Origin of the sequence: Streptomyces sp. NPDC059696, assembly GCF_042733745.1 — a bacterium.
Taxonomy (GTDB): Bacteria; Actinomycetota; Actinomycetes; order Streptomycetales; family Streptomycetaceae; genus Streptomyces.
This window is the reverse complement of the sequence record NZ_JBHWFG010000032.1, coordinates 20,960-38,056: the sequence shown is the minus strand read 5'-3', so window position 1 is coordinate 38,056 and position 17,097 is coordinate 20,960. Positions and strand designations below refer to the sequence as shown.

Here is a 17,097-nt window from a genome sequence, read left to right as displayed (position 1 = left end):
CGTCAGTTCCCGTACGCCGCGGCCGCTTCGGCCTCCAGCTTCGCCTGGGTCCCCGCGACGTCCTTCGGGTTCTTCAGGAAGTCCTGGAGGATCTTCCACTCGCCCTTGCCGGGCGTACCGCCGAAGGCCTGCGGGGCCTGGTCGGACATGTCGAAGCGGAAGTCGTCACCGGCGTCGATGAGCGCCTTGGCGATCTTCTGCTGCACCGCGTTCGGATAGTCGGAGTTCGGCACGTTCTTGTTCGGCGACAGGTAGCCGCCCAGCTTGGCCTGGATCGACGCCGCGTCCGGGGAGGCGAGCCAGGTGGCCAGGGCCTGCGAGCCCTTCGAGTCCTCCAGGATCACGGCCGCGTCGCCGCCCGAGACCACCGGGCCCTGGTCACCCACGGCCGGGAACGGGAACACCTTCGCGTCCGTCCCGATCTTCATGCTCGACGGGATGTTGACCTGCGCGAAGTCACCCGCCGCGACCATGGCCGCCTTGGGCTGGTCCCCGCCGGTGAAGACCTGCGTGACGGACGCCGGGAAGTCGGTCTGCAACGCCCCGTTCGCCCCGCCCGCGATCCAGTCCGGCTTGCCCCAGACCTGCGCGAGCGTGGTCAGCGCGTCCTTCACGGACGGGTCCGTCCACTTGATCTCGTGCTTGGCCAGCTGGTCGTACTTCTCCGGGCCGGCCTGGGAGAGGTAGACGTTCTCGAACCAGTCGGTCAGTGTCCAGCCCTCGGCCGCGCCGATGGAGAACGGGGTGACGCCGGAGTCGAAGACCGTCTGCGCGGTGTTCAGCAGATCCGGCCAGGTCTCGGGCTCACTGGCCCCCGCGTTCTCGAAGACCTGGTTGTTGTACCAGATCAGCGACTTGTTGGCGGCCTTGTAGTAGACGCCGTACGGCTTGCCGCCCACCTTGCCGATGTTCTGCCAGCCCTGCGAGTAGTTCTCGCCGAGCTCCTTGACGGCGTCGGAGCCCAGCTGCTTGGCCCAGCCCTTGTCGACGGCCTGCTTGATGGCGCCGGGCTGCGGCAGCATCACGATGTCCGGCGGCTGCCCGCCGGCCACCTTCGAACCGATGAAGTTGATGATCGGGTCCTGTGCGGGCACGAACGTGACCTTGGCGCCCGTGCGGTCCTCGAACTCCTGCAGGACCTTCTTGAAGTTGGCCTGTTCCGTGCCCGTCCACACGGCGGCGATCTCCAGGCTCGTCCCGTCCAGCTTCGGAAGGGTGACGTTGCCGGCGGTGTCGTCGCTGCTGGGCGTGCTTCCGCCGCTGCCCTCGTCGCTGCTTCCGCAGGCGGAGAGCGAGAGCGCGAGGGCTCCCGCGGCGACGGCGGCCGCCGCCTTGGCGGCTCTGCGGTGCTGGGGGGTCGCCGTGTCCCGTTCGGGCGACCAGCGTGTCCGGATGGTGCTGCTCGTCATGCGCATGACTGCCCCGCTTCTTCGTTCCTCGTCGAACGTCGAGCGCGCTCCCGTGCGATCTGGTCTACGCCCGGGTGTGCGGGGGCGGCAAGATGGCGTCGGCTGTCAAGCGGGGGATCGTGACTCCCTCGTGACCAGGGACGCGGCCCCGTGACGCGGGGGGAGCCGAAGACCCTCCCCGCTCACAGGAGCGACGGCACCTTCGCAGCCGCGACCTCCCGTGCCGCCCTTTCCAGCGCGCTGGCCAACAGTGCCAGGTCGGTCGGGCCGTTTCCGAGTTCCCGCACCGGGCGGCGGGCCGGAGGGTCACCCATGCGGTGCCATTCCAGGGGGACGACGGTGGGGCGCAGCGTCGCCGTCCGGGGAATCCGGCCGGTGACCCGGCCGCCCTGGAACGGGGTGACCCGCCCGTCCGCCCCGGTCAGCCGCCCCCGGCCGGGGGCGGGCTCCTCCGGGCCCGGGGCCGGGGCGTCCAGTGCGACGCGCAGGGTGGCCCGGCGCGCCGGTTCCGTCTCCGCCGTACGGGCGCACGGGCCGGTGGCCGCGACCAGATGCACGCCGAGCCGCTCGCCCTCCCGGGCCACGGCCTCCAGCGCCCGCATCACCGACCCGGCCGCGGGCCGCCCGGTCGAGCCGAGCGCCGGGGAGACCAGGGCGTCCAGGTCGTCCACGACCACGACGAGCCGGGGCAGCGGCGGTGCGGCCGCCTCCGTCTGCCGCCGGGCCGCTCCCGGCCGCAGCCGCATGGTGGAGCTCGACGGGGAGTCGAGGTCGCCGGCCCCCGCGGCCGCCGCCTCGGTCCGGGCGCCGCCCCGGGCCGTCGCCGTGCGCTGCGCGACCATACGGCCCGACAGCTCGCGACCGGTGTGCCACTCGGCGAAGTCGGACCGCCCGAGCAGCTCGGCGCGCCGCTTCAGCTCGGCGCTCAGGGACTGCGCGAACTCCCGCATCCGGACCGGGTCGTGGGCCATGAGGAGGGTGGTGACGTGCGGGACGTCGGTGCACACCCGCAGTCCCTCGCCCTGGCCGCCGCCCGCGCCCGGACCGCCCCGGCCGTCGACCAGCACGATGCCGAGCCGGTCCGGCCGCTCGGCGGCGGCCAGGGACGCGACGACCGACCGCAGCAGCTCCGTACGGCCGCTGCCCGGCGGGCCCTCGATCAGCAGGTGCGGTCCCTGGGCCGCGAGGTCCACGCCGACCGGGCCGCGCGGCCCGGCGCCCAGCACCGCGCGCACGCGTCCGCCCAGCGCCTCGGCGTCGTCGGCCGCGTCCGCCCAGCGGGCCATCAGCGACGCCGGGGTGGCGCGGGCCAGCCCCAGTTCGTCCAGCAGCCGGGCCGCCTGCGGCAGCGGTGCGGAGACCCGCGGCTGCCGCTCACCGGCCGGGCCGTCCGGCCGCAGCGGCGCCAGCGCCCGCGCGAACCGCTCCGCCCAGGCCGCGGAGACGGCGTCGACGGTGGCGACGGTGCCGTGCCCGACGGGCCCGGCCGACGCGCCGTCACCGCCGGCCCGGGCCACCCGCATCAGCCGCAGGGCCGTCGCCACGTCCCCGCTGAGCAGCGCGACCGCGCCGCACTGCCGGAAGACCGGCGCCACCGAACAGGCCGCCTCGTAGGTGTCCGTCACCGGCGAGGCGGGGGAGGCGGCGGCCGTCTCGGCCAGACAGACGACGTGGATCCCGGCCCGGGGGCCCTCCAGCGCCAGCCGTCCGAGGGCTCCGCGCAGGTCGGCACCGCCGGGATCGCCGTCGACGACCACGACGGTGTACGGACCCGGGAAACCGCCTGTCGCGTCGGTGCCGGTGTCGTCGTCCAGGGCCCAGGAAGGGCGGCGCGGGCCCGGCACGCTGTGCCTTGGGCCCTGGGGCGGGGCGCCGGCCGGCTGTGCGCCGCCGGTCGCCGGGGCACCCGGCGGCGGACCGCCGACCCCCGTGTCCGCCAGCTGGTCCTCCAGACGGCGGGTCAGCTCGTCGACGCGGGCGGCGGCCTGCTCCCGGTCGTGCGCGAGGAGCAGCCGGCAGTCCTGCCCGTGCCCCGGGCGCACGTGCGGCAGCCAGCCCAGCCAGGACCACTCGTCGGTGCGCTCCTCCAGAGGACGCGAGCGGTCCGCCGCGATCAGGACGATCTCCAGCAGGTCGGGGGAGTGCAGGGCGGTGAGCTGGGCCAGAACGGCACGGGTCAGCCCGGTCAGCCGTGCCCGCGGTCCGGCCAGCCCCAGGGCGCCGACCTCGCGCAGCCCGGTGGTCACGGGCACGGCGGGCAGCAGGCCCGAGCCGTCCGGCGCCGCCCGGTCGGCCGTACCGAGCCGTACGGCGAGGGCCTCCGGGTGACCGGGGCCGCGCTCCCACAGCCGGGGGCCGGGCCCCAGGGCGGTGAGCAGCAGCGTGGCCGGGTCGGGCCAGGTCTCCGGCACGGACGGCACGACGACCGGGTGGGGCTGCGCGGCCGCCACCGCGGCGGATTCGTCCTCGTACGCCTCGCGTGGCTCCGCCGCCTGCTCGGCACGCCCCCCGGTCAGCCGCCGGGCCCACGCCCCGAGCCCGCCGCGCCTGCGGGTCTGCTGGGGCAGGTCGGTGCCGCGCAGGGGAGTGCCCTTGCGTCCACGACCGGCACGCTCGGGGGCGAGGGCCGGGTCTTCGGCACCGGTGCCCGGGGTCCAGGAGCCCTGACCGCCCCCGTCCGTGGCGCCGACGCCGTACGCCGGTCCGGTGCGGTCCCGGGCCGCGTCACCGGACGCTCCGGGCAGGGAACGGCCCGCGTGCGTGTCTCCGGCGCCACCGGCGGGCCGTCCGGTGTCGCGCTGCGGTGCGGTGTCCTGCCGCCGGGTGCTCCGGACCGGGTCCTCCGACGAACCGGAGTGCGGTCCGCTCACCTCCGCCGGCCTGTGCGCGTCCCCGGCGGCCGTCCGCCGACGCGTCCCTCCTCCGGTGCCCCCGGTCGGCACATCACTCCAACCGTCCCCCGCGTGGGCCGCGCCCCCGGGCCCGAAGGACACCACCTCGCCCGCGCGACTGCCCGCGTCACCGGGGACCGGCACCTGTTTCCAGCGCCCCGCCGAGGGGCTCTCGCCCCCCGCCCCCGGGGACGGCCCGTCACTCGGCCGGCCGCCCGCACGGGCCGTGCCCGCCTGGCCGGGGGGCGGCATCTGACTACGGCGTCCCGCCGAGGAGGGTTCCCCGTCCGCTCCGGGGGACGGCACGTCACCGCGCCGGCCGTCCGCACGGGCCGTGCCCGCCTGGCCGGGGGGCGGCATCTGGCTCCGGCGTCCTGCCGGGGAGGGTTCCCCGTCGGCTCCGGGGGACGGCACGTCACCGCGCCGTCCGCCCGCACGGGCCGTGCCCGCCTGGCCGGGGGACGGCACCTGGCTCCGGCGTCCTGCCGGGGAGGGTTCCCCGTCCGCTCCGGGGGACGGCACGTCACCGCGCCGGCCGTCCGCACGGGCCGTGCCCGCCTGGCCGGGGGGCGGCGTCTGCTCCCGGCGCCCCGCCGAGGGGTGTGCGTCCTGGGCCTCCGGTGACGGTGTCTCGCCCCGGAGGTCTCCCGAGGGGCCCGCGGCTCCGCCGTTCGCGGCCGGTGCTGCACCGGCTGGGGACCGCTTCTGCGGCGCTTCGGACCCCGCGTCCCCTTCCTCTCCCCGCGGCGCTTCCGACGCCGGACCCGCGCCCCCACCGCCGCTCCGCGGGGCTTGCGCCGCCGAGCCCCTGGCCTCGGTCTCGATCCGGGGCGCCCCGCCCTGTCCCGGCACCACGGTGGGGTCCGCGGGGCCAGGGCCTGCGGAAGCCGGGACGCCCCAGGACGCCGAGCCGCGGGTGTGGTGCGTCAAGGCCGTGGGGGCCGTCGCCGTGGGGGCGGCGGCCCCCGGAGCCGCCTCGGCGGTTCCGGGCGCTTCGGCGGGCCCGGCCACGCGCACGTGCCCCTCCCCGTCCGGAGTCGTCTCCACCCGGGCCCCCGGCCCCCCGGCGGGAGCCAGCCGCAGGGCGGACTCGCCGATCCGCAGCAGCGCGCCCGGCACGAAGGGGACCGCCCGGCCGCCGATCCGCGCTCCGCTCACCGTCGTGCCGTTCGTGGAGTCCAGGTCGGCGACCGCGACGCGCCCGTCCGCGCCCACCGTCACCGCGCAGTGCAGCCGGGAGACGTCCGGGTCGTCGAGCGGTACGTCCGCGTCGGCGGAACGGCCGATGCGGATCTCGCCGCCGTGCAGCAGATGGACACCGCCGGCGTCGGGGCCGGCCACGACCTGGAGCTGGGCCGGGGCGTCCTCCAGCTCGGGGTGCGGCTCCGGCTCGCCCGGCGCGCCGACGGACAGCACGGCACCGTCGGTCAGCGGCGGTTCGCCGAGCGTGCAGCGCTGGGCGTCCAGCCGCTGCTCCCCGGCGTACAGCACGGGCGCGCCCGAACCGTCCCCTCCGGTGACCGCCTGGGCGAGCGCCGACGCCACCGCGGCGAGCGCCGTACCGGCGGGGGCCGTGACCAGCACGTCTGCGCGCGGGGCGCGGCCTGGCGCCGGCGCCGACGGGCCCAGCGGATCTACGACGGTCAGCCGGATCTGCATCGCCGTCAGCGGTCCCTTCTGCCCGGGCGCGGAGTCCCCCCACCCCGCCCCAGCACGTCGGCCAGTACTGGCAGCATCCTCGCACCTGCCACTGACAGTGCGCCCCTCGCTCGGGAAAAGGTGATCTTGATTGGTCGGCTCTGCCCGCAAAAGTGCCTGAGAGATGACCCACAGGCGATCGCTTGAGATCACTCACGTTCCCCTGCGGCAACCACGAGACCGAGGTGAGCGTCTTCCCTTCGAACAAGTGTGGGGGGCGCTACGTAAGACCCACGGAAAGACGACACTCCGGTCCCCGGCCCCCCGGCACTACAGTGGGTCGGACAGGCCAGCAGGCAAGGCAAGCACCAGGGAGCGCATGACGTGCGGCCGGTAGGCAGCAAGTACCTGCTCGAGGAGCCGCTCGGACGCGGCGCCACGGGCACCGTCTGGCGAGCCCGCCAGCGCGAGACCGCGGGCGCCGAGGCGGCCGTGCCCGGACAGCCCGGCGAGACCGTCGCGATCAAGGTCCTCAAGGAGGAGCTGGCCGGCGACCCGGACATCGTCATGCGGTTCCTGCGCGAGCGGTCCGTCCTGCTGCGGCTGACCCACCCGAACATCGTCCGGGTCCGTGACCTGGTCGTCGAGGGCGAGCTGCTGGCGCTGGTCATGGACCTCGTCGAGGGCCCCGACCTGCACCGCTACCTGCGCGAGAACGGGCCCTTCACCCCGGTCGCCGCGGCCCTGCTCACCGCCCAGATCGCCGACGCGCTCGCCGCCAGCCACGCCGACGGCGTCGTCCACCGCGACCTCAAGCCGGCCAACGTCCTGCTCCAGCAGTACGACGGTCGGATGCACCCGCTGCTCACCGACTTCGGCATCGCCCGCCTCGCCGACTCCCCGGGCCTGACCCGCACCCAGGAGTTCGTCGGCACGCCCGCCTACGTCGCGCCCGAGTCCGCCGAGGGCCGCCCGCAGACCTCCGCCGTCGACATCTACGGCGCCGGCATCCTGCTGTACGAGCTGGTCACCGGCCGCCCGCCGTTCTCCGGCGGCTCCGCCCTGGAGGTGCTCCACCAGCACCTGAGCGCCGAGCCGCGCCGCCCCTCCACCGTCCCCGACCCGCTGTGGACGGTCATCGAGCGCTGCCTGCGCAAGAACCCGGACGAGCGCCCCAGCGCCGAGAACCTCGCCCGCGGCCTGCGCGTCGTCGCCGAGGGCATCGGGGTGCACGCGAACTCCGCGCAGATCGCCGCCGCCGAGGGCGTCGGCATGCTGCTCGCGCCCGACCCGGCCCCCGCGCCGGTGCCGGACACGCCCGGCTCGGCCGACCCGACCCAGGTCCTTCCGCAGGGCGCGGGCTCGTACGACCCCAACGGGGCGACCAGCGTCCTGCCGCACACCGCGGGCCCGGCCGGTGCCGCCGACCCCACCGCCGTCATGAACCACCGGGGCGCCGCCGACCCGACCGCCGTCATGCCGCCGGTCCCGCCGGGTTCGCCCGGCCACCCCGGACAGCAGGGCGGGCAGGGCGGCCCCGAGGACCCGCACCCCTGGCAGAACCAGCTGCGCGCGGCCCGCGACCGCAACGAGCAGACGCAGGTCCAGTACCTCGACCCGAACGAGGACCCGCTGCGCCGCCGCCCCCAGCGCCAGGTGGCCCGGCCCCAGCAGCAGCCCCCGCGCCGCCAGGCGCCCCCGCCCGGCCCCGGCTACGGATACCCGCAGCAACAGCAGCAGCCCCAGCAGTACGCCCCGCAGCCGCAGCGCCCCCAGCCGCCGCAGCGCTACGCCCCGCCCGCGCCCCCGGCCCAGCCCCAGCAGCCGCAGCGGCCCCAGCGCGAGCCCCGGCCGCCGCGCCAGCGCGGCGCCAACCCGATGCGGATCCCCGGCCTGGGCTGCCTGAAGGGCTGTCTCTTCACGATCGTCATCCTGTTCGTCGCGGGCTGGCTGGTGTGGGAGCTGAGCCCGCTCCAGGAGTGGATCGGCACCACCAAGGGTTACTGGGACCAGCTCACCGACTGGTTCTCCACCGTGACCGGCTGGTTCGACAAGCTCGGAGGGAGCGGTTCCGGCACGAACTGACCGGAACCGCCCTACGGGGTTGGTGATTTGTCGACACCTGGCGGGTGATTTCCGCCTCCCCGGTGAAGGTTGGCTCCCCGGACGCGTAGTTTTAACGACAACACGCGTCGGTAGGAGCAGCCTTGGCACGGAAGATCGGCAGCCGGTACACCGCCCACCAGATCCTGGGGCGGGGCAGCGCCGGCACGGTGTGGCTGGGCGAGGGCCCCGAAGGCCCCGTCGCCATCAAGCTGCTGCGCGAGGACCTCGCGTCCGACCAGGAACTCGTCGGCCGCTTCGTCCAGGAGCGCACGGCGCTGCTCGGCCTGGAGCACCCGCACGTGGTGTCCGTGCGCGACCTGGTCGTCGACGGCAACGACCTGGCGCTCGTCATGGACCTCGTCCGCGGCACGGACCTGCGCACCCGGCTGGACCGCGACCGGCGCCTGGCCCCCGAGGCGGCCGTCGCGATCGCGGCCGACATCGCCGACGGCCTGGCGGCCGCGCACGCGGCGGGCGTGGTGCACCGGGACGTCAAGCCGGAGAACGTGCTCCTGGACATGCAGGGCCCGCTCGGCCCCGGCGGCTCGCACCGCGCGCTGCTGACCGACTTCGGCGTGGCCAAACTCATCGACACCCCGCGCCGCACCAAGGCCACCAAGATCATCGGCACCCCGGACTACCTCGCCCCGGAGATCGTCGAGGGCCTGCCCCCGCGCGCGTCCGTCGACATCTACGCGCTCGCCACCGTCCTCTACGAGCTGCTGGCCGGCTTCACGCCCTTCGGCGGCGGCCACCCCGGCGCCGTGCTGCGCCGGCACGTCACGGAGACGGTCGTCCCGCTGCCCGGCATCCCCGACGAGCTGTGGCAGCTGCTGGTGCAGTGCCTGGCCAAGGCCCCGGCCTCGCGGCTGCGGGCCTCGGAGCTCGGGGCCCGGCTGCGGGAGCTGCTGCCGATGCTGGCGGGCATGCCCCCGCTGGAGGTCGACGAGCCGGACACCGAGAGCGCGGAGGAGTCCGGCCGGGAGGAACAGCCCGCCGGGGCCGCGCCGGCCGGGGAGCGGGTCCGGCGGCGGGGCGCGGTCCCGCTGGTGCCGGGCGCGAAACCCGCCGACTCCAACCGGGACACCCACACCTCGATGCGCGTCCCCGCCCCCGACGAGCTGGCCGGCGGTGCCCACGGCACGGCCCGGGCTCCGCGCCCCGCGGGCGCCCCGCGCCCCGGCTCGGCCCGCAACCGCGCCGCCACCCGGCGCCGCCGGGTGGCCCTCGGAGCGGGCGCGGTCGCCCTCGCGGCGGCGATCGGCGTCGGTGCCTGGCTGACCACGTCGGGCGACGACGGGGGCGCACCTCCCCAGGACACGAAGAACTCGGCCCCGCAGACCCCCTGAACCGGGCGGCTCAGGTCCCCTGAACCGGGCGGCTCGGACCCCCTGAACCGGGCGGCTCAGGCCGCCCTGCGATGGCCGACGGGCGGAGCCGTTACGCTGGAGGGCGTGGCAGTCGTCGACGTATCCGAAGAGCTCAAGTCCCTCTCCTCGACCATGGAGTCGATCGAGGCCGTTCTGGACCTCGACAAGATGAGGGCAGACATCGCCGTGCTCGAGGAGCAGGCGGCCGCGCCGTCCCTCTGGGACAACCCCGATGAGGCGCAGAAGATCACCAGCAAGCTGTCCCACCTCCAGGCCGAGGTGCGCAAGGCCGAGGCCCTGCGCGGTCGCATCGACGACCTGGGAGTCCTCTTCGAGATGGCCGAGGAGGAGGACGACCCGGACACCCGCGCCGAGGCCGAGTCCGAGCTCGCCGCGGTGCGCAAGGCACTGGACGAGATGGAGGTCCGCACCCTCCTCTCCGGTGAGTACGACTCCCGTGAGGCCCTGGTGAACATCCGCGCCGAGGCGGGCGGCGTCGACGCCGCCGACTTCGCCGAGAAGCTCCAGCGCATGTACCTGCGCTGGGCCGAGCAGCGCGGCTACAAGACCGAGATCTACGAGACCTCGTACGCGGAAGAGGCCGGCATCAAGTCGACCACCTTCGCCGTCCAGGCGCCCTACGCGTACGGCACGCTCTCCGTCGAGCAGGGCACGCACCGGCTGGTGCGCATCTCGCCCTTCGACAACCAGGGCCGGCGTCAGACCTCCTTCGCGGGCGTGGAGATCCTGCCCGTGGTCGAGCAGACCGACCACATCGAGATCGACGAGTCCGAACTGCGCGTCGACGTGTACCGCTCGTCGGGCCCCGGCGGTCAGGGCGTCAACACCACCGACTCCGCGGTGCGCCTCACCCATCTCCCCACCGGCATCGTCGTCTCCTGCCAGAACGAGCGCTCGCAGATCCAGAACAAGGCGACCGCCATGAACGTGCTCCAGGCGAAGCTGCTGGAGCGGCAGCGCCAGGAGGAGCGGGCCAAGATGGACGCCCTCAAGGACGGCGGCAGTTCCTGGGGCAACCAGATGCGTTCCTACGTCCTGCACCCGTACCAGATGGTCAAGGACCTGCGCACCGAGTTCGAGGTCGGCAACCCCGAGGCTGTTTTCAACGGTGAGATCGACGGCTTCATCGAGGCCGGAATTCGCTGGCGCAAGCAGCAGGAGAAGTAAGTTTGTCGACAAGGCAACTGCCGCCAACGGGGCGGCAGTTGCCTTTTCCGTACCCCCATGTCCGGGTTTTACATCACACTCACAGCCTCAGACTCCCGGCAATTCCCCCGTAGTTGGACACGGCGTCCGTAAACGGCCTTGACGTGTTCTTGAAAAATGGGAAGGGTAAAGCGCGGCATGCGTGTCTCTGGGGCGCATGTGAACCGGGGCGCCTTTTCACCGCAGCCGTCCCCGTCGAGCACAGCCCCGAGCGCTGCCTAATGACGATGAGCTACTGGGGGTAGCAACCACATGACGAAGAAGACGCGGATCCGTGTCGCGCGGATAGCCGCCGGTGCCGTGATCGCGGCCGGTGCCTCGCTGACCGCCGCCGGCGCGGCGTCCGCGGCGCCGGCCGACGACTGCCTGCTCGGCATCCTGTGCGCCGACGAGTCGCCGTCCCCGACGCCGACCGACCCGCCGACCGAGCTCCCGACCGACCCGCCCACGGACCTCCCGACGGACCCGCCGTCGACCGAGGAGCCCACCGAGGAGCCGACCGAGCCCACGGAGGAGCCCACCGAGCCGACCGAGGACCCGACGACCGCGCCGACCGACCCGGGCAACGGGAACGGCACCGGCGGCGGCAACGGTGGCGGCAACGGTGGCGACAACGGCAACGCCAACGGCGGCGGCAACGGTGGCGGCAACAACGCCGACCCCGACGGCGGCACCTCGCCGCAGGAGGAGGGCTCCTCCGCCCTCACCGACACCGGCTCGGACTCCACCCCGGCCCCGCAGGCCCAGGGCAACGGCCAGGAGCTCGCCGAGACGGGTGCCGCGCAGACCACCTTCCTGGTCGTCGGCGCCGCCACGATGATCGCCGGCGGTGTCGGCTTCCGTCTGCTGCCCCGCCTCGTGGGTGGCCGCGGCGGCGCTGCCGCCTGACGGTAGCCAGGTCCGTACGGACCGTGCGCCCAGAGCGACACCGAGGGCCCGGAGCGACACGCTCCGGGCCCTCGGCCCTGTCGTCAGGGGGGCGGCCTCCGCCCTTACGCGGTCTGGTGCGCCAGCAGGGCCACCGCCGCGATCAGCACCGTCAGCAGCGCGATGAGGGTCATGGGGTTCAGGCCCGCCAGGAAGCTCTCCTGCTGCAGCCGCTCGCGGTTCGCACGGCACACGGGGCAGCGGCCCTCGCTCACGGGGGACGCGCAGTTCGCGCACACCAGCCGGTCGTACGTCATGCGCTTGCCCTCCTTGCGCCGGTTCCACGGTGTTCAACGCCCGTGGGGGCGGGAATGTTCCCCCTCCACTTTGCCAGGTTCCGTCCGCCCCCGCGCGGCTGCGCGTTTTCTGTGGTGGTCCGCACACTGCCCCCGCGCCCCTCGGGGCTCGGCTCTGGGCTCGGCCCGCACGCGGAACAAAACGGCACATCCGCGGCGCAACCACGGTCGGTGACTGCGGTGCCCCACCCGGTTCGCGTATGGTCACGCTCATCTACCCCCGGCGACCCGTGGTGCATCCGTGATCCGATTCGACAACGTGTCCAAGGTCTACCCCAAGCAGACCCGCCCCGCCCTCAGGGATGTCTCCCTGGAGGTCGAGAAGGGCGAGTTCGTCTTCCTCGTGGGGTCCTCCGGCTCCGGAAAGTCCACCTTCCTGCGGCTGATCCTCCGCGAGGAGCGGTGCAGTCACGGTCAGGTGCACGTTCTGGGCAAGGACCTCGCCCGACTCTCCAACTGGAAGGTCCCGCAGATGCGGCGCCAGCTGGGGACGGTGTTCCAGGACTTCCGTCTGCTGCCCAACAAGACGGTCGGCGAGAACGTCGCCTTCGCGCAGGAGGTCATCGGCAAGTCGCGCGGAGAGATCCGCAAGTCCGTGCCGCAGGTGCTCGACCTCGTCGGGCTCGGCGGCAAGGAGGACCGGATGCCCGGCGAGCTCTCCGGTGGTGAACAGCAGCGCGTCGCCATCGCGCGGGCCTTCGTCAACCGGCCCAAGCTGCTCATCGCCGACGAGCCCACCGGCAACCTCGACCCGCAGACCTCCGTCGGCATCATGAAGCTGCTCGACCGCATCAACCGGACGGGCACGACCGTCGTGATGGCCACGCACGACCAGAACATCGTCGACCAGATGCGCAAGCGCGTCATCGAACTGGAGAAGGGCCGCCTCGTCCGCGACCAGGCCCGCGGTGTCTACGGCTACCAGCACTGATACCGCACCCGAGATCCACGGAAAGGCATAACCAGTCGCCATGCGCGCCCAGTTCGTCCTGTCGGAGATCGGTGTCGGTCTCCGCCGCAACCTGACGATGACCTTCGCCGTCGTCGTCTCCGTCGCCCTGTCGCTCGCCCTGTTCGGCGGGTCGCTCCTGATGAGCGACCAGGTCAACACCATGAAGGGCTACTGGTACGACAAGGTCAACGTCTCGATCTTCCTCTGCAACAAGAGCGACGCCGAGTCCGACCCCAACTGTGCCAAGGGCGCGGTGACCGACGACCAGAAGACGCAGATCAAGGCCGACCTCGACAAGATGAACGTCGTCCAGGCGGTCACGTACGAGTCGCAGGACCAGGCGTACAAGCACTACAAGGAGCAGTTCGGCGACTCCCCGCTCGCCAGCTCCCTCACGCCGGACCAGATGCAGGAGTCGTACCGCATCAAGTTGAAGGACCCGGAGAAGTACCAGGTCATCGCCACCGCCTTCAACGGCCGGGACGGCGTGCAGTCCGTGCAGGACCAGAAGGGCATCCTGGACAACCTCTTCAAGCTGCTGAACGGCATGAACTGGGCCGCCCGCGCGGTGATGGCGCTGATGCTGGTCGTGGCGCTGATGCTGATCGTCAACACCGTGCGCGTCTCGGCGTTCAGCCGCCGGCGGGAGACCGGCATCATGCGGCTGGTCGGCGCCTCCGGCTTCTACATCCAGGCGCCGTTCATCATGGAGGCCGCGGTCGCCGGGCTCATCGGCGGCACCCTCGCGTGCGGCTTCCTGCTGATCGCCCGCTACTTCCTCATCGACCACGGACTGGCCCTGGCCGACCAGCTGACACTGATCAACTTCATCGGCTGGGACGCCGTCCTCACCAAGCTGCCGCTCATCCTCGCGACGAGCCTTCTGATGCCCGCGTTGGCCGCGTTCTTCGCGCTGCGCAAGTACTTGAAGGTGTGACGCATGCCAAGAGGGGTCGTGCGGTCAACCGGCCGTACGGCCCTTCCGCTTGTCCTAGACTCACCGGCATGTCAGGTCGTGACCCGTTCTGTCAGCCCCGCCGCATCCGTCGCGGGGCCGCCCTGACGTTGGTGTTCACGAGCGTGCTCGTCGCCGGTGCGGCCACCGGGGCGTTGCCGCAGGGCCAGGGGAAGTCGGCCCCGGACGAGGCCCGTTCGTCCGGTACGGCCGGGCGCCACGCGGACGTCGCCCGGGCCGCCGAGGAGGCCATGGCCGACGGCAAGTCCCCGGTCCAGGCCGCGAAGCGCGCCGTCAGCCGCAGCGGCGACCGCTGGGGCGCCGTCTACTCGCGGGGCGAGTACGAGGAGTTCGAGGAGTCCCTCGACGGCCAGTACACCGGCGTCGGCCTGTGGGCCCGCAGCGAACCGGACGGCCGCATCGAGGTGACGAAGGTGCGCGCCGGGTCGCCCGCGGCCGCCGCCGGGATCCGCCCCGGGGACCTGCTGCGCAGCGTCGACGGGCGGCGCACCGACGGGCGGCCGGTCACCGAGGTCGTCTCGTTACTGCGCGGGGACGCCACCGATGCCCCCGCGGGCACCACCGTCCGTCTCGGCCTGGAGCGCGGCACGCGCGCGTGGACCGAGACGGTGCGCCGCGCCCAGCTGTCCACGGACCCGGTCACGGTCCGGGACCTCGCGGGCCGCGTCACCCTCATCAAGGTCGCCACCTTCACCAAGGGCTCCGGCCGCCGGGTCCGCGAAGCCGTCCGGCAGTCCCCGCCCGGCGCCGGGATCGTCCTCGACCTGCGCGGCAACTCCGGCGGCCTGGTCACCGAGGCCGTGACCGCCGCGTCCGCCTTCCTCGACGGCGGCCTGGTCGCCACCTACGACGTCGACGGCGAGCAGCGAGCCCTGCACGCCGCGTCCGGCGGCGACACCACCAGACCGCTGGTCACACTCGTCGACGGCGGGACGATGAGCGCGGCCGAGCTGCTCACCGGCGCCGTGCAGGACCGCGGACGGGCGCTCGTGGTGGGCTCCCGCACCTTCGGCAAGGGGTCGGTCCAGATGCCGAGCCGGCTGCCCGACGGCTCCGTCGCGGAGCTCACCGTCGGGCACTACCGCACCCCCTCCGGCCGCGGCGTCGACGGCCGGGGCATCACGCCCGACCTGGAGACCGGCGAGGACGCCCTCCAGCGGGCCGGTACCGTGCTGCGCGGCCTCGCGAGCCCCTCGTAATCGACTTTCCGCGGGGCCCCTCCGTAGTGCGAAAATGGTCGGCACTATGGCTAAGGAAAAAGGGCGCAAGCTGATCGCGCAGAACAAGAAGGCGCGGCACGACTACCTCGTCATCGACACCTACGAGGCCGGCCTGGTCCTCACCGGGACCGAGGTGAAGTCCCTGCGCCAGGGACGGGCGTCGCTGGTCGACGGCTTCGTGCAGCTCACTGACGGTGAGGCCTGGCTGCACAACGTGCACGTGCCGGAGTACAGCCAGGGCACCTGGACCAACCACAGCGCCCGGCGCAAGCGGAAGCTGCTGCTGCACCGCGCCGAGATCGACAAGCTGGAGTCGAAGTCGGGGGACACGGGCCACACCATCGTGCCGCTCGCGCTGTACTTCAAGGACGGCCGGGCCAAGGTCGAGATCGCGCTGGCGAAGGGCAAGAAGGAGTACGACAAGCGCCAGGCGCTGCGGGAGAAGCAGGACCGCCGGGAGACCGACCGCGCGATCGCGGCGGTGAAGCGGAGGCAGCGCGGGGCGTAGGGAATACGCTGGCACCGACCTGCGTTGGTCACGTACGATGGTGCCTGCACCCCATGGCGGGTGCGCGCCCCTCTCCGGAGGGATTGTCAACACAACATGGGGATGATCGGTTTCGACAGCGGATGTCGAAGCAGGGGAAGCGTGTCGAGGAAGCGGCAATGATCTCGTAAACCATATGTCGCAAAAAATAATCGCCAACACCAAGCGCGATTCCCAGTCCTTCGCCCTCGCTGCCTGATAAGCAGTGACTGAAGGACCCTAAATGGGTGTCAGCCCGGGAGCGTTCCCGGCCCGGATCCTGGCATAAGCTAGGGAACTAAACCATCGAGCCCGGTCACGGGGTTCGATGGGAAATCAAACAGTGACTGGGCCCGTCGGCGACTTGTTCGCGTGATCGCCGGGGCCGAGAAAAGCGCAGCGAACTGCACACGGAGAAGCCCTGATTCTGCACCGTTGGACGCGGGTTCGATTCCCGCCATCTCCACTCATCCCATGTGGGCGAAGGCCCCGCCGCTTCCGAGCGGCGGGGCCTTTGTCATGGGGCCGTCCAGTGTCATGGCGCCGTCCAGCCGGTGATCACCCGTCGAGTTCCAGGGCGAGGGACGCCGTGCCGGGCGCGGCCCGGGCCTCGCGGGTGCCCGCGGCCAGGGCCCAGGCCGCTTGCGGGGCCGTGCACGTCGCCCGCAGGGTGCCGCCCTCGCGGACGACCGTGAAGATCACGTCGCCGACCGGGACCGTCACCGCGTCGCCGGGGAGGAGCCCGTAGGCCCGCAGGGTCACCCCGTCGGCGTGGTCGTAGTCCGGGCGGTCGTCCCGCGCCTCCGAGGCGACCTCGAAGGACACCTGGCCGGGGTGGTCGACGAAGACGCCGTAGCCGGCGTCCGTGAGGTAGAACGGCACGTTCTTGTAGGCCTGTTCGCTGCACGTGCCGCCGTCGGCCTGCCAGATGTCGACGACCTGCCCGTTCTTCACCAGCGGACCGAAGCGCTCGCCGAGGCCGTAGACGGACGTGCCGACCTTCAGCACCAGTTGTTCGCGCAGGTGGTGCGCGCCGGAGGCGTCCGTCATGATGCCCGCGTTGCGGTGGCCGCTGCCGGTGAGCGTACGGCCGTGCGCGCGGAACTCGACGTGCCAGGGCCCGCGCCGGGCCAGCCGGACCGACAGGTCGCCCGAGGTCAGCGTGACGTGCTCGTCGTCGTACGAGATCTCCGCGGGGCTGTCCGGCGCCGTGAGCTCGAACTCGGGGCCGCGGGGCTCGCCGCCGGTGAAGTGCGTCAGGGTCAGGCCGATGACGTCGGGCATGGGGGAGTGCGCCCTGACGGTGAGCACCGGGCCGGTCATCAGGTCGCCGCGGGAGCGGACGGGCCGGGTCGGCGCGTGGATCTCCAGGGTGCCGTCCGACTCGGTGACGTCGAGGACCTCGGCCGGGTGGGCCGCGGTGACGCCCTCGCGCAGGAGCCAGTAGCCGTCGGTGAACTTCATGTGCGCGTCCCCACTCTCCCGGCGTTGCGGGGGGCGCCAGGGGGGGCCGGGCGGCCTCGCCCCCCACGCAGAGGGGGGGGGGGGGGGGGGAAAGG

The 17,097-nt window shown here is 73.3% G+C and carries 11 protein-coding genes, 1 other RNA gene and 1 pseudogene; 9 read left to right on the top strand and 4 right to left on the bottom strand.

What is annotated here, in order from left to right:
• Window positions 1-2 precede the first annotated feature (2 nt).
• Window positions 3-1,415 carry an ABC transporter substrate-binding protein gene (locus ACFV20_RS28965; RefSeq protein WP_385661638.1) on the bottom strand — a complete coding sequence of 471 codons (1,413 nt, stop codon included), beginning with the start codon at window positions 1,413-1,415 and terminating at the stop codon, window positions 3-5.
• A 176-nt stretch (window positions 1,416-1,591) separates the two neighbouring features.
• Window positions 1,592-5,959, bottom strand: a complete 4,368-nt coding sequence (locus tag ACFV20_RS28960) for an FtsK/SpoIIIE domain-containing protein (RefSeq protein ID WP_385661635.1) — start codon at window positions 5,957-5,959, stop codon at window positions 1,592-1,594.
• 363 nt (window positions 5,960-6,322) lie between these two features.
• On the opposite strand from ACFV20_RS28960, the gene ACFV20_RS28955 reads away from it, so the two are divergent.
• The 4 genes from ACFV20_RS28955 to ACFV20_RS28940 all read left to right on the top strand — a co-directional run bounded on the left by ACFV20_RS28955 (window position 6,323) and on the right by ACFV20_RS28940 (window position 11,529).
• A complete protein-coding gene (locus ACFV20_RS28955; RefSeq protein WP_385661632.1) occupies window positions 6,323-8,023 on the top strand; it encodes a serine/threonine-protein kinase in 1,701 nt (566 codons plus the stop codon).
• 122 nt (window positions 8,024-8,145) lie between these two features.
• Window positions 8,146-9,393: a serine/threonine-protein kinase gene (locus tag ACFV20_RS28950; protein ID WP_385661629.1), complete on the top strand. Its 1,248-nt coding sequence runs from the start codon at window positions 8,146-8,148 to the stop codon at window positions 9,391-9,393.
• Window positions 9,394-9,498: 105 nt separating this feature from the next.
• Window positions 9,499-10,602 (top strand): peptide chain release factor 2, encoded by a 1,104-nt coding sequence (gene prfB / locus ACFV20_RS28945; protein ID WP_385661627.1) that lies wholly within the window; start codon window positions 9,499-9,501, stop codon window positions 10,600-10,602.
• Window positions 10,603-10,893: 291 nt separating this feature from the next.
• Window positions 10,894-11,529 (top strand): hypothetical protein, encoded by a 636-nt coding sequence (locus ACFV20_RS28940; RefSeq protein WP_385661625.1) that lies wholly within the window; start codon window positions 10,894-10,896, stop codon window positions 11,527-11,529.
• 104 nt (window positions 11,530-11,633) lie between these two features.
• On the opposite strand, the gene ACFV20_RS28935 is transcribed toward ACFV20_RS28940, so the two are convergent.
• Entirely contained in the window at window positions 11,634-11,825 is a 192-nt protein-coding gene (locus ACFV20_RS28935) for a hypothetical protein (protein WP_385661622.1), read from the bottom strand.
• 280 nt (window positions 11,826-12,105) lie between these two features.
• On the opposite strand from ACFV20_RS28935, the gene ftsE reads away from it, so the two are divergent.
• From ftsE to ssrA, 5 genes are all read left to right on the top strand, one after another.
• Entirely contained in the window at window positions 12,106-12,795 is a 690-nt protein-coding gene (gene ftsE, locus ACFV20_RS28930) for a cell division ATP-binding protein FtsE (protein ID WP_003990615.1), read from the top strand.
• A 40-nt stretch (window positions 12,796-12,835) separates the two neighbouring features.
• Entirely contained in the window at window positions 12,836-13,753 is a 918-nt protein-coding gene (ftsX, locus tag ACFV20_RS28925; protein WP_385661620.1) for a permease-like cell division protein FtsX, read from the top strand.
• Between the two features lie 68 nt (window positions 13,754-13,821).
• Window positions 13,822-14,991, top strand: coding sequence for a S41 family peptidase (locus tag ACFV20_RS28920; protein WP_385661618.1), 1,170 nt, complete (start codon window positions 13,822-13,824; stop codon window positions 14,989-14,991).
• 46 nt (window positions 14,992-15,037) lie between these two features.
• Entirely contained in the window at window positions 15,038-15,520 is a 483-nt protein-coding gene (gene smpB / locus ACFV20_RS28915; protein WP_053669821.1) for an SsrA-binding protein SmpB, read from the top strand.
• A 98-nt stretch (window positions 15,521-15,618) separates the two neighbouring features.
• Window positions 15,619-16,007, top strand: a transfer-messenger RNA (tmRNA) gene (ssrA, locus tag ACFV20_RS28910).
• Window positions 16,008-16,336: 329 nt separating this feature from the next.
• On the opposite strand, the pseudogene ACFV20_RS28905 reads toward ssrA, so the two are convergent.
• Window positions 16,337-17,002: pseudogene (locus ACFV20_RS28905) on the bottom strand (alpha-xylosidase); the annotation flags it as partial.
• Between the last annotated feature and the right edge of the window lie 95 nt (window positions 17,003-17,097).

Excerpts from the sequence above, each read along its gene's own strand:
- ACFV20_RS28965 (WP_385661638.1), bottom strand. The coding sequence starts at position 1,415 with ATGCGCATGACGAGCAGCACCATCCGGACACGCTGGTCGCCCGAACGG.
- ACFV20_RS28960 (WP_385661635.1), bottom strand. The coding sequence starts at position 5,959 with ATGCAGATCCGGCTGACCGTCGTAGATCCGCTGGGCCCGTCGGCGCCG.
- ACFV20_RS28940 (WP_385661625.1), top strand. The coding sequence starts at position 10,894 with ATGACGAAGAAGACGCGGATCCGTGTCGCGCGGATAGCCGCCGGTGCC.
- ACFV20_RS28935 (WP_385661622.1), bottom strand. The coding sequence starts at position 11,825 with ATGACGTACGACCGGCTGGTGTGCGCGAACTGCGCGTCCCCCGTGAGC.
- ftsX (WP_385661620.1), top strand. The coding sequence starts at position 12,836 with ATGCGCGCCCAGTTCGTCCTGTCGGAGATCGGTGTCGGTCTCCGCCGC.
- ACFV20_RS28920 (WP_385661618.1), top strand. The coding sequence starts at position 13,822 with ATGTCAGGTCGTGACCCGTTCTGTCAGCCCCGCCGCATCCGTCGCGGG.
- smpB (WP_053669821.1), top strand. The coding sequence starts at position 15,038 with ATGGCTAAGGAAAAAGGGCGCAAGCTGATCGCGCAGAACAAGAAGGCG.